This window comes from Anabaena sp. TISTR 8404 (assembly GCF_056847745.1).
This window is the reverse complement of sequence record NZ_CP180578.1, coordinates 2,032,136-2,044,797: the sequence shown is the minus strand read 5'-3', so window position 1 is coordinate 2,044,797 and position 12,662 is coordinate 2,032,136. Positions and strand designations below refer to the sequence as shown.

The window sequence follows — 12,662 nt, the reverse complement described above, 5'->3', positions numbered from 1 at the left end:
AGGTTACATAGTTCATAATTACTACTGACTAAAATTCCACAATCACTGGTGCATGGTCACTGGGTTGGGGTAATTTTCTGGGACTAACATCGATGGTGCAACTTTTGGCGCGATCGTATAAAACTGGTGTGAGATAGTGATGATCAATTCGCCAACCTAAGTTGCGGCGAAAGGCGGCTGTGCGATAATCCCACCAACTGTAATGTCCAGCTTCAGAAGTGAATTTGCGAAAAGCATCGGCAAAGCCTAATTCCAGCACATCTCGTAAGGCTTGGCGTTCTGCTTCCGAAGCCATAATATGATTTTCTGGATTTACTTTGTCGTGAATATCTATCGACTCCAGCGCAATATTGAAGTCACCACAAACGCAAATGGCTGGATGTGATTTGAGCAAGAATTGTAAATACTCCCGCAGCACAGTTAACCAACGTAACTTAAATTCATATTTTTCACTACCAACAGCTGAACCGTTAGGGACATATAAATTTACAATCCGAATGCCATCGATCACACCTGTAATTACGCGTTTTTGCTCATCCCATTCTGGTTCCAACTGCGGCAATATTGCTGTGAATCCACAAGAAACATCTGTTAGAGGTTGACGGGAAATCAGGGCAACACCGTTATAAGCTTTTTGTCCTGATATGTAGAGGTGATAGCCTAATTCTGTAAAAGGCGATCGCGGAAAGTCAGCATCGATGACTTTTGTCTCTTGTAAACAAAGCACATCTACAGGATTTTGGCTTAACCAATTGATCACTTGCTCTAGACGAGTGCGAATTGAATTAACATTCCAAGTAACAATTTTCATTTAGTTATTTATCGAACTAATGCATGATATTCTCAATTATCAAAATTTTAGTATTATTTAATCTTTATGTTAATGATCCTCGCAATTGCCGATTTTTACTTAGATTAAGGTTGCTGGAAAATTGATCCCGGTATGGATTTTTAGTATTTTCGGCTACAAAATCTATCTTTTTGTAAGTTCTGCTACAAAATATCCTAACTAATTCTGATCCCCCAGGTAGATGAAATCAAAGGAACGTGAGTTATATTTTATAGGGGTAGGCACTTAGTGGCTACAAAATGTAAATGGTCTTAAATGTATCGGTAGGCTTTGACGTTACTGTTAACTAATGTTGCACTCTTGAGAGTCAGTTAAGTTAATTGAAATCTTAAAAGAGTCAGTAAAAATGCTTTGTCTTCCATTAAAGATTTTAATAATCTTTACAAAAAGACTTTTTTACAGTCCGAACCAAAACAATTTATGAAAATTGCTCAGGTAGCCCCCTTATGGGAACGAGTTCCGCCTCCAAATTATGGAGGAATTGAACTGGTAGTGAGTCGCTTGACCGATGAATTAGTGCGTCGCGGTCATGAAGTAACTTTGTTTGCTGCTGGCGATTCACAAACTCTGGCTCGTTTAGCAGCAATTTATCCACGAGCATTACGTTTAGACAGTAATGTCAAAGAGTATGCAGTGTATGAAATGTTAGAACTGAGCCAAGCTTATCAACAAGCAGCGGAATTCGATATCATTCATTCTCATGTGGGAATTTCGGCATTACCTTTGGCGAGTTTGGTTTCAACTCCGACAGTGCATACTTTGCATAGCAATTTTACAAAAGACAACGTTAACGTCTACAGTCACCATCAAAAGCAACCATACGTCAGCATTAGTAACGCCCAAAGGCAAATTCATTTAAATTATGTTGCCACAGTCTATAACGGAATTCAGCTTGCCGATTATCCGTTTATAGCCCAACCAACAGAACCGCCATATTTGGCATTTTTAGGACGTTTTTCTCCTGAAAAAGGGCCACACCAAGCGATCGCAATTGCAAAGCAAACTGGTTGGCGCTTAAAAATGGCCGGAAAAGTTGATGTCGCAGACTCGAAGTTTTTTGAACAAGAGATTGCTCCCCAAATCGATGGTCAGCAAATTGAATATCTCGGTGAAATCAACCACACCGAAAAAGCTGAACTTCTGGGCAATGCTGCGATTACGCTTTTTCCCATTTCTTGGCAAGAACCCTTTGGTTTGGTGATGATTGAATCAATGGCCGCTGGTACACCAGTCATTGCTATGAACTTTGGTTCTGTACCGGAGGTGATTGTTCAAGGTCAAACAGGTTTTATCTGCCAAAACTATGAAGAAATGGCAGCCATGATTCCCGCCGCTTTGGAACTAAATCGCCACACTTGTAGAGAACACGTCAAAAATAAATTTAGCGTTACTCAAATGGTTGACGGCTACGAAACAGTCTACAAACAAATTATTAAAAATCGCATCAACCTAGACGGTTACAACATCCAGTCCGCTAAAGTTCGGCTATAAATTACAACCTTTTTACCTGCGTTTAACATCAACTTTATTTTGAGGAGGACATTGGAATGAGTATGCGAGCCAACACTTGCCCGTGTTGCGGTGGTTCCCTACTGCGTCATGTCCGTCATGGTGAACTGTATTGGTTTTGCCTGTCGTGCCGACAAGAAGTACCGCTGTTAACAATTAATCGCTTAAATAATGGAGAGACTCGGAATACCGGTGTGCTAACTCAGCCAACGGTAAATTCCTAAATCTTCAGGACTTACGCACCAAGATTGTCTGTGGAGATTGGGTTTAGGGGTGAAAGGGTATTGGGTGTAAGGGTTTTGGATACATACACCCCTATACCCCTACACCCTTACACCCTTGCTCAAACCCTTGATTTTTCGTCTCATTGCGTAAGTCCTAATCTTGCTAATAAAAGAGCGACAAAGATGCTAAAGCACTTGCAGTATAAGAGCTATGGCATTTAAACATTGTCGCCCCTTGAATAGTGGTGATTTTCAACTTATTGATTCATCGAGCAGTTGTGCAGAATTCATAAGTGAATTCTGACTTCTGGCTCCTGAATACTGTTTTGATAATTTAATGGCAAAGTAATTGTGAATGTAGTGCCGACACCAGTTTGACTGTTGAGGTTGACTTGACCTTGATGAGCTTCTACACACTTTTTCACAATGACTAATCCTAGCCCTGTACCGGGAATGGATTGTACATTGGAAGCTCGATAAAATGATTCAAATAGCCGCCCTTGATCTGCTTCGGGAATGCCAATTCCTTGGTCTTGAATGCGAAAAATAGCTGTATTTTCAATTTGGTCACAAGTTAAAGCAAATGTGATGTTGCCACCTTCGGGAGAGTATTTGACAGCGTTAGTTAGTAAATTAGTAATTATGTAACGTAATAGTTGTTCATCCATGCACGCGTCTGTGCGATCGCTATCACAGTTAAAAATAATTGCCGACGCGCTAGGATGAATTGTGGTAAATTCTGCGATCAATTCTCGACAAAATTCTTCCAGATGCAATGGTTTAGGATGGCACTCCAATTTACCGACTTCTGATTTGCCCATAAACAGCACGTCTTCCATGAGTTGTTTCATAGATTGCACAGCGCCATTAATGCGGTTTAAGTAAGTCTTTCTTTTCTCTGCTGTTAAGTTTTCTCCTTGCAGTTCAATTAGTTCCACTGAGGATTGAATCACACTTAAGGGATTGCGAAATTCATGAGAAACAGTAGAGATAAATAACGATTTCAGTTTGTTCAGTTCTCTCTCTTTATGTAAGGCTTGTTCTAGTAATTGCGCTTGTCGCCGTTCGCTGAGATCCCAAAAAACAACTACGACACCATTTATCTGTCCAGGCTGGCGCATTATTGGGGAAGCACTATCACCAATAGGTACTCTAGAGCCGTTTTTAGTAATCAGTGATGTAAAGTCATCTAAATAAACTACTTGCCTTTCTCGCAGAACTTTTTTCACAGGGTTTTCTAAAGAAGTTTCCGTAACTTCATCAATTAGTTGAAAAATTTTAGATATATCTTTTCCCAACGCATCTGCTTGCTTCCAACCAGTTAGTAACTCCGCCGCCGGGTTGATAAATGTGACAATTCCTTGTTCATTTGTGGCAATTACTGCATCACTCATGGAGTTTAACAAAGTTGCTAATCGGTCTCGGTTCTCTCTTAAGTCACGTTCTAATTCGTGTTTTAATAAACCAATTTCAATGGCTATACGTAAATCTTTTGGGGTAAATGGTTTAATGATATATCCAAATGGTTGAGTATTTTTGGCTCGCTGTACAGTGTTATCATCTCCATACGCAGTGAGAAATATGACTGGAATATCTAACTGCTCCCGAATTTGAGATGCAGCCGTAATTCCATCCATCTCACCTTTTAAGATGACATCCATTAAAACTAATTCTGGTTTGCTCTCTAACGCCTTAGCAATGGCCGCTTGTCCGGAAGAAGCTGTACCAATTACTGTATATCCTAGCTGATTCAGTTGGTTAGCAATGGTTCTGGCAACTATGACTTCATCTTCAACTACTAAAATTCTCACTTGCTCCATTGGAAATATCACTGCAAAATTAACTGAGGAAATAGGATGGTAAACGCTGTGCCATGCTGACGTTCTAAAGTAATGCTGCCTTCAAGTTGTTCTGTAACTAAGTCATAAACTAAAGATAAACCTAAAGAATTAGTATTATTCCAATCTAAATCATTTGGTATGCCGATACCATTGTCTTGAATAGACATTTTGATATGTTCACCAATATTTTGCAGAGAAATAATTATTATGCCATTTTGCTCATTTGGAAAAGCGTGTTTCAGCGAGTTCGAGAGTAATTCGTTAATGATCAAGCCACAAGCGATCGCTTGATCAACATTGAGACTGACTGCTTCAATATTAGTTTCTAAGCCAATTCTTTCTGGGCCTAATTGGTAAGATATTAAAATGCTAGTTGCTAAACTCTGAATATAGTCAACTATATCTAATTGGCCAATGTTCGGCGCAGTGTAGAGATTTTTGTGAATTAGCGAGATAGAATCAATGCGATTTTGACTTTCTCGGAAAACTCGAATTACCTCTGGGTCTTTGAGAGTTTGAGACTGGAGTTGTAATAAACTAGAGACAATTTGCAAGTTATTTTTGACGCGATGATGTACTTCTTGCAGCAAAATTTCTTTTTCAGCTAAAGCACTTCTCAATTGCATTTCTGCTTTTTGTCGTTCGGCTAATTCGGTTTGGGCTTGCTGAAATATACTAGATTGTTGAATAGCGATCGCAATTGTCACTGACAGTTGATCAAGCAAGTCTAATTGATTTTCTTCCCATTCTCTGGGACTAGAACATTGATGCGCTACCAGTAAACCCCAAAGGTGAGGGCCAGTATTTTCTCCACCTACTTCTAATAAGATGGGTACAACTAAATTAGCTTTAACTTCAAATTGTTCTAACAGTTGAATATGACAATCTGTCAGTCCGGCTTCGTAAATATTGGCGATCGCTTGTTTACGTCCTTGATAATACTCTACTCCTGCTCCAGTCTGAAAACAAGTATCTTCAATTTGTACACCTATAGATTGTGTCCATCCCGACTCTACTGATTCTGCTACAACCTTACCACTCATATCGGGAGCAAACTGATAAACAACTACTCGCTCGACTTGCAGCAAATGTCGGACTTCTTGAACTGTAGCATTGAGAATATCTTGCAAATCCAAAGATTGATGAATTCGCTGGATCACAGTTCGCATTAATTTTTCTCGTTCTAACTGTGTAATTAAGGCTCGCTCGGTTTGCTTACGCTCTGTGATATCTTGCCCAATACCGATTATTTGACCATTAGGTAAATTAATATTTGTCCAAGATGTATCTATTATGTTACCATTGCGCACCTTAGTTCTAAAATCACCCCAAGTGTGTTCTGCTGACTGAATAAAATTAATCGCATATTCACGCTCTTCTGGGTTAGGATATAGTTCTGATAGCAAATCACGAGTTTGAAACTCTTCCATTTTCCAGCCAAGAATTTTTTCCCATTCTTGATTTACCCAGTGCAATTTTCCTGCTGTATCAATTAGGGCAATCATCAATGGAATTCGCTCAAAAATACTTTGAAGTAATTCGTTTTGTTCTTTGAGTTGTGCTTCTGTATTTTTGCGGTCTGTGATGTCAGATAATACAGCTAAGATTCCTGACTCACCATTAAATGTTAAATATCGCAGTGAAGCAATTGCCCAAAAAGAAGTTCCATCTGCTCTTTTGAGCAGTATTTCGTAATTATGCAACGCGCCTTGTTTTTCTAGTTCTTTTACAAGGCTTTGGGACTCAGCTATATCGTGATAAATATCTGCGACTGGACAATTAGCTACATCTTCTGAAGCACAACGAAATGCTTTCCAAAATTCTTGATTCGCATTTAAAATTAAACCATCAGATATTCTTGAAATCATTAAAGGGACAGGTATGACTTCGGCGATCGCTCTAAACATCCCTTCATTTATCAGGAAATTTTCTTCTTTTTCTTTATACCTTGTAATATCTGTAATATAAACTAAATGAGCCTTTTTAGAATTGTATTCTAAAGTATGTGTTATGATTTCAACCTCGATGAATTCTCCATCTTTGGAATAATGTCTACATTGATAATCAAAAGTTAAATTATTGTGATTATTAGCTAAATTTTCTAATAAAACTGGTTTATATTCCGCAGGGTAAATGTCAGTAATCTGCATTTGCAGAAATTCTGTTTTTGAATAACCATATTTACTAATTGCAGCTTCATTGACATTTAAAAAATTTAGACTATCTCTATCGTATATCCAAATAGGAGAGGGATTATTATTAAATAGCAAATCAATATTCATATAATTATTAATATTGTTTTGAAATAAATTTATTAACTTAGTGAATTGGAATTTTAAACATTTGCTATTGTAATGAATTTAAAGCTTATTTTTTTTAATATCAAAGATTGTATGAGCAGTTTTATGTACAAAAATAATAACAAAACAATCTCATTTTTTTTACATACATAATAGGCGATATGCGATAGCATCTTAATTATGGTTTTGTATGTTAGTTTATTTCCAGCAGATTTCAAGTTAGTAAAGTACACCATTTATGTCTCAGATTTACGCATAAAGACTATTCTTAGTATGACTCATTACTTCTGAATTCTGCTGTGTTTTATAGGGTATAGGTAATTAAATTCTAGATGGTACTTTTCACCCCAAGTATTAAGTTATATAAAACCAAACTTTTTATATATGCTAATGCGGCACTAGTTATTGCTAAACTGAGTCTTTGCCAGTAGCAGAATAATAACAGCGGACTTATTTTTAACTCCAGTTTTATACAAACACTGCCATCATCATATCTAATAAGCGGCTTGAAAACATACTATATAATTTAGCCAACAAGATTTTAACAATAATCAAAAATAAAAAGAATCAGACTTCTAGTTTTTATTAAAATCTATCACTAGAGATGAAATTAAATCGGCACTAAATAAAGGTCTAGAAAACTAAAGTATAGATTAGTGGTGGAACTACAGAGGAAAACACAGAGATTTTGAGCAACCTCTGTGTTTGTATGCATGGTTTTACCGTGGCCTGCCCAAGGTAGTGATGTAGAGGACGGCTTCATCAGTAGGGATACCTAAAACTTCGTTTACTTTGTCGTCAAAGAAGCCACCGATACCGCTGACACCCAAATTTAGATTAACTGCGGCTAAATTTAAGCGTTGACCCAAATGCCCAGCATCCATATGTAAGTAACGATAAACGCGATCGCCGTACTGAGCAATAGCTGCTTTCAGGTCTGCGGTATGAAAAACAACTGCGGCTGCATCTCTGCCTAAATCTTGTCCCAAACAGAGAAAGTGTAACTCTCGCCGAAAGTTTTTAAACCGAATCTGCCGTAGTTCTTGGGCTTTGGGTGCGTAATAATAACAGCCAGATTCCAGACCTTTGACTCCACAAACTGCAATGAATGTTTCAATTAAGTTAAGGTCAAAGTAGTCGGGAGATCTGTCAAGATTTTGGTCAATGTAATTTTGTGGTTGGTAGGTGAAATCAAGTAAAGCCTTCAATTCATCAAAAGTTAAATCTTCGCCACTGTAAGCACGGGTAGAACGGCGCTTGTGAATGGTAAGTTCTAACCCTGAAAGATTTTCACCCCAATCTATCGGTGTGGTAACTGTGGGAATCTTTAGACAAAAGGGAAAATTATATTTATCTTCCAAAGACTTTTCTTGTTTGACAGCTGGTAAATTCAGCTTACCGGTGACACCTGGTTGAATTTGAGTGTGACGATGGAAATATTTCAGCAATTCGCCATCAGGGATGTAGGGATAATTAGTTTCTGTAGCTGAAGGTAAAGCCGTACATCCCGTAGGCAAATTTTGTTTGATATCTAATAAGTCTGCCAGAGCGAGGACTGCGATCGCACCTTCTTGTTGGGGATCAATATATAACAAATCATTTACCGCTTCATCAACAAAACCACCAATCAAGTGGGGACGGTAATCAGTAATAGCACTTGCTAACTCAATATTCCCCAACAAATGTCCTGTATCGAGAAAAATGCGTCGATAAGCCCTGTCTTCATAACGCCAAGCTGAACGATAAAACACCGCAGTCACCACAATTGCTAATTGGGTACTTTCTAAAGCAGGGTGCCAAAAACAGGCATCTTGCAAAGCTTGCCAGACATCATTTTCCCAATACAGCATCAATGAATGAGTGCGACACTGATAGTTATAAAGCCCTGGTGGGAGAAACGGTGTACCGCGAGAAACTACATACACCTCAGCCGGATACAACCCGCCAGCGCTGGGTGCAGAACGCAAATAAACTGCACTACCCATAGAAGGCATTCTGGCAGTTAATCCGTAGCTGCGAAACAGTAAGCGAGACAGTCTTTGCCACCACCCTGCATCTGTTTGAGCAGCCAAGGGTTCTAACGTTTCTTGCAAGTAGGGTTTAAGATCAAAAGCCGAGCCAATTTTATACTCTTTAAAAGGTACTGGCTGCTTAGCCCAGTCTAGCCTTTGATTTTTCGAGGCTAGGGTTTCAGGGTCATATTTAGTACGTTCGTGGTAGTGCTGAGCAATAGATTGGTGTATTTCTGGCATAGTACTTTCAATACCCTAGGGCTTTCTTTTTTGATCTTGGCATTCATCTGCCTCATTATTTCGTGTTAAGCGGTACAATCCCATGAAAGAGTCAGGTTCTTAATTTCTAGTTTCTCCTGGTGTATGGGTGCGCCGCCAACGTAGAAAACCGTAGACACCCGCAGCTAAAATGAGCAAATAAGGAGTGTAAACCATTAACCATATACCCAACTTTAATAAACCAACAGTAAAGCTGCCTAGAGATTGGGTAGATTTGTTCCAAGTTTCTTGAATTTGTGAACCTACTGCACGTTGAGGACTGGTACTAGATACAGCTGCTTCGAGGTTAAGGGTAATAGTGGAGTAGGCGACTTGATTTTGTAAGTTTTTGAGTTGAGCGTCAATTTGCTCGATAGATTGTCTGACTTGACTAAGTTCTTGAGCAACACTTAACACATCGCGCACGGAACCAGCCCGATCCATAATTTTTTGTAAATTAGCTTCAGTTTTACGGAGGTTAGTTAATCTAGCTTGGAAATCTACCAAGCGATCGCCTACGTCTTCTGCCGTAATATTACGACTTTCTATTGTACCTAATTTAGCTAATTCTTCTAATGTAGATTCCAACAAGTTCTGCGGCACTCGCAGCTGTATAGATGCAGTGTGACGTGAATTTTCTTTAGTTGGTTGGCGTTCGTTTAACCCAATTAAATCACCTTGTTGTTTTGCAATAATTTCTGAAACAGCATCAATACTTTTTTCGACGGAGTTCACCACGATTTTCATTGTGGCTTTTTTAATTAATTGAGGACGCGCCCGGCTGGGTGAGGCGACATTACCAGCAATATCAGCTGCTGGTTGACCTGCTAATTGACTTTCGGCTGAACTTGGCGGTAATGATTTGGTAGAAAAATTTTGCGGCGCAGCAGCACAACTGGTGAAAACAACTCCTCCCAGTAAAACACTCCCAAATAAAGCAGATTTGCGTGGTAATGGTAGAGAAAAATTCATAATCTAGCCTCGGATGGATGAAAGTAATTTCAGTATCACCGAGGAAAATTTCTAAGTAGGAATTGTTGCAATTTATGTAACAAGTATTTTGCAGTGGCTGTGTATGATGCTTGCGTATATAAAATCTAGCTAAGAATCGAAAAGAAATCATAGCAATTTTCGGCGTTGCATAAATGCGGTATAAATTTAAGATATTTAATCACAGTAAAAAATCGATTTTTCGCGTCTTTGCGCCTTTGCGCGAAACTAAATTCATCCCATTAATCAGCAACGCCGAAATTTTGATGTTTCGTAGCTTATCTGTAGTTACACAATTTGGGGTAAAATCAAAAACCTGCCTATAAATAATCATGATGCTTGCTGACAGGAGATGCTTCTATGGCCCGGATGTACTATGACGAAGATGCCAATTTAGACCTTTTGGCTGGAAAAACTATTGCTATTATCGGCTATGGTTCCCAAGGTCATGCTCATGCCCTGAATTTGAAAGATAGCGGTTTGAATGTGATTGTGGGGCTATATCCGGGCAGTAAGTCAGCACAAAAAGCCGAAGCCGCTGGCTTAACCGTAAAAAATGTTGCAGATGCTGCTAAAGCAGCTGACTTCATCATGATTTTGTTACCGGATGAAGTGCAAAAAACAGTTTATAAAAACGAAATTGAACCTAATTTAGAAGCCGGAAATGTGTTGGCTTTTGCTCACGGCTTTAATATTCATTTTGGACAAGTTATACCACCTGCTGATGTAGATGTGGTGATGGTAGCACCCAAAGGCCCTGGTCATTTGGTGCGACGGACTTATGAACAAGGGCAAGGCGTACCTGCTTTGTTTGCTGTTTATCAAAATGCTAGTGGTCAGGCACGCGATCGCGCGATGGCTTACGCTAGAGGTATTGGTGGAACTCGTGCTGGTATTCTCGAAACCACTTTCCGTGAAGAAACTGAAACTGATTTGTTCGGTGAACAAGCAGTATTATGTGGTGGTTTGAGTGCATTAATTAAAGCTGGTTTTGAAACTTTGGTAGAAGCTGGTTATCAACCAGAGTTGGCTTATTTTGAATGTCTGCACGAAGTCAAATTGATTGTTGACTTGGTTGTAGAAGGTGGTTTAGCTACAATGCGCGATAGCATTTCTAACACCGCAGAATATGGTGACTACACTCGCGGCCCCAGAGTTGTCAACGAACAAACCAAAGCCGAAATGCGCAAAATTCTCCGCGAAATTCAATCAGGACAATTCGCCCGTGAATTCGTTTTAGAGAATCAAGCTGGTAAACCAGGATTTACCGCAATGCGCCGTCAAGAAGCCGAACATCCCATTGAAGCAGTTGGTAAAGACCTACGGGCAATGTTTAGCTGGTTGAAAAAAGTCTAATTACAGCAGGGAACAGGGAACAGAAAACAGGGAACAGAGATGAAAGTCTATTGATATATAGCTTTGTTCTAAAAATTTGTACCTCATTCACCTGCAATCTGCTAAAAGTTACGAACCTGAGATATTTCATTGTAGAGACGCAGTTAATCGCGTCTCTACAAAACTACAACTGTTTATTAATTTAATCTTCTAGCAAACTCATCAATGCTTGCATTTCTGGGTCTTGGGCTTCAGATAACTTACGCCGTAAATCTAATATTTGATTATTTAAGGCTTCAGATGTATAAACCATATTAGATTCTTTGGCAATTTTTAATTGACTTTCCTTAATTCTGATTTTTCTAAGCATTTCATCAACAGCATAGATGGAATCATAATCTTGAGAAATCATAGCCTTAAGTTTATTAAAAATTATCAGTAATTAAAGTTAAACTTGGTGTTTATATTATTGACTAGTCTGCATTGCTTGAGATTATACATAATTTATGAGCAGACTGATCATGAGATTGATTACATTTAATGAAGCCAGAAAATCAACTTCTTGGGCAGTAACAAAACGTGAGTTCGACGGACTGAAAAAACCCCTCTCCAACTCTCTCCCTGAAGCAGAGAGGGGTTGGGGAGAGGTTGATAGAACTCACGTTCTTTTACCAAAAAGAAAACAGATGGATAAAATTTACCCATCTGTAGCAAGTAAGCGGAGGTATAAACTTGTGCGTTAGTTGGCGTGTGCTAGTTGTGGAGATTCAATAGCAGAGAATTTCACAGCTTTGACGAATTCTTGCAGCACATCTTTCAGCCTTTGTTCGAGTTCTTCATCTAGCTGGACGCTATCATCGGCTTGCTTTTGAATTTGTTTGTCTACTGCATATACGGTGGCAAGAATATGCCGTGCGCCTAACTCTCCAAGGATGGGTTTGAGGGCATACTCAATGGCTAACAAATGGGCAATTGTGCCACCAGTCGCCAGAGGTAACACGACTTTTCCTGTGAATGATTTTTGGGGTAGTAAGTCTAAAAATGATTTGAGTACGCCTGTGTAAGCAGCTTTGTAGATTGGGGTAGCAATAATTATCCCGTCGGCTTGGGCTAATAAAGCTTTGGGTTGTTCTAAGGCGGGGCTATCATATTTGCCAAACACTAAATCTTCCGCAGGTATATCCCGCACGGAAATAATATCTATATGTAAGCCTTCTTTTTCTAATAGTTTGGTTGCATATTCCAAAATTCCGTAGGTTCTGGAAGGATGGGAAGGACTACCAGCGATCGCTAGAATCCGAGTCATATAATTAAACTCCTATTTTATAATTCACGGTGATTTT

At 39.0% G+C, this 12,662-nt stretch carries 11 protein-coding genes; 4 read left to right on the top strand and 7 right to left on the bottom strand.

The genetic code is table 11. The features are described 5' to 3' along the window. Nucleotides 1-28 precede the first annotated feature (28 nt). Complete coding sequence (gene xth / locus ACMX3D_RS08830; protein ID WP_482751049.1) at nt 29-811, bottom strand: exodeoxyribonuclease III; 783 nt, start codon at nt 809-811, stop codon at nt 29-31. 459 nt (nt 812-1,270) lie between these two features. Here xth and ACMX3D_RS08825 point away from each other — a divergent pair, with 459 nt between their 5' ends. Together ACMX3D_RS08825 and ACMX3D_RS08820 are read left to right on the top strand one after the other, a co-directional pair. After that, nucleotides 1,271-2,341, top strand: coding sequence for a glycosyltransferase family 4 protein (locus tag ACMX3D_RS08825; RefSeq protein WP_482751048.1), 1,071 nt, complete (start codon nt 1,271-1,273; stop codon nt 2,339-2,341). A 56-nt stretch (nt 2,342-2,397) separates the two neighbouring features. Then, nucleotides 2,398-2,583 carry a hypothetical protein gene (locus ACMX3D_RS08820; protein ID WP_482751047.1) on the top strand — a complete coding sequence of 62 codons (186 nt, stop codon included), beginning with the start codon at nt 2,398-2,400 and terminating at the stop codon, nt 2,581-2,583. A 287-nt stretch (nt 2,584-2,870) separates the two neighbouring features. Here the strand turns inward: ACMX3D_RS08820 and ACMX3D_RS08815 are convergent, their stop codons facing one another. The 4 genes from ACMX3D_RS08815 to ACMX3D_RS08800 all read right to left on the bottom strand — a co-directional run bounded on the left by ACMX3D_RS08815 (nt 2,871) and on the right by ACMX3D_RS08800 (nt 9,966). Further along, on the bottom strand, nt 2,871-4,403 hold the full coding sequence (locus tag ACMX3D_RS08815) for a hybrid sensor histidine kinase/response regulator (RefSeq protein ID WP_482751046.1): 1,533 nt from the start codon (nt 4,401-4,403) through the stop codon (nt 2,871-2,873). Nucleotides 4,404-4,411: 8 nt separating this feature from the next. Further along, nucleotides 4,412-6,706 (bottom strand): PAS domain S-box protein, encoded by a 2,295-nt coding sequence (locus ACMX3D_RS08810; protein ID WP_482751045.1) that lies wholly within the window; start codon nt 6,704-6,706, stop codon nt 4,412-4,414. Between the two features lie 737 nt (nt 6,707-7,443). Next, nucleotides 7,444-8,976, bottom strand: coding sequence for a SagB/ThcOx family dehydrogenase (locus ACMX3D_RS08805; protein WP_482751044.1), 1,533 nt, complete (start codon nt 8,974-8,976; stop codon nt 7,444-7,446). A gap of 99 nt (nt 8,977-9,075) precedes the next feature. Further along, nucleotides 9,076-9,966 (bottom strand): DUF4349 domain-containing protein, encoded by an 891-nt coding sequence (locus ACMX3D_RS08800; RefSeq protein WP_482751043.1) that lies wholly within the window; start codon nt 9,964-9,966, stop codon nt 9,076-9,078. Nucleotides 9,967-10,344: 378 nt separating this feature from the next. Between ACMX3D_RS08800 and ilvC the strand changes: the two genes are divergently transcribed. Further along, nucleotides 10,345-11,340, top strand: a complete 996-nt coding sequence (ilvC, locus tag ACMX3D_RS08795; RefSeq protein WP_482751042.1) for a ketol-acid reductoisomerase — start codon at nt 10,345-10,347, stop codon at nt 11,338-11,340. A gap of 181 nt (nt 11,341-11,521) precedes the next feature. Here ilvC and ACMX3D_RS08790 read toward each other — a convergent pair whose 3' ends face one another. Continuing rightward, a complete protein-coding gene (locus ACMX3D_RS08790; RefSeq protein WP_482751041.1) occupies nt 11,522-11,731 on the bottom strand; it encodes a hypothetical protein in 210 nt (69 codons plus the stop codon). Between the two features lie 109 nt (nt 11,732-11,840). Here ACMX3D_RS08790 and ACMX3D_RS08785 point away from each other — a divergent pair, with 109 nt between their 5' ends. Then, on the top strand, nt 11,841-12,062 hold the full coding sequence (locus ACMX3D_RS08785) for a hypothetical protein (protein ID WP_482751040.1): 222 nt from the start codon (nt 11,841-11,843) through the stop codon (nt 12,060-12,062). On the opposite strand, the gene ssuE is transcribed toward ACMX3D_RS08785, so the two are convergent. After that, nucleotides 12,059-12,625 carry an NADPH-dependent FMN reductase gene (gene ssuE / locus ACMX3D_RS08780; RefSeq protein WP_482751039.1) on the bottom strand — a complete coding sequence of 189 codons (567 nt, stop codon included), beginning with the start codon at nt 12,623-12,625 and terminating at the stop codon, nt 12,059-12,061. The genes ACMX3D_RS08785 and ssuE overlap by 4 nt on opposite strands. Nucleotides 12,626-12,662: the final 37 nt, after the last annotated feature.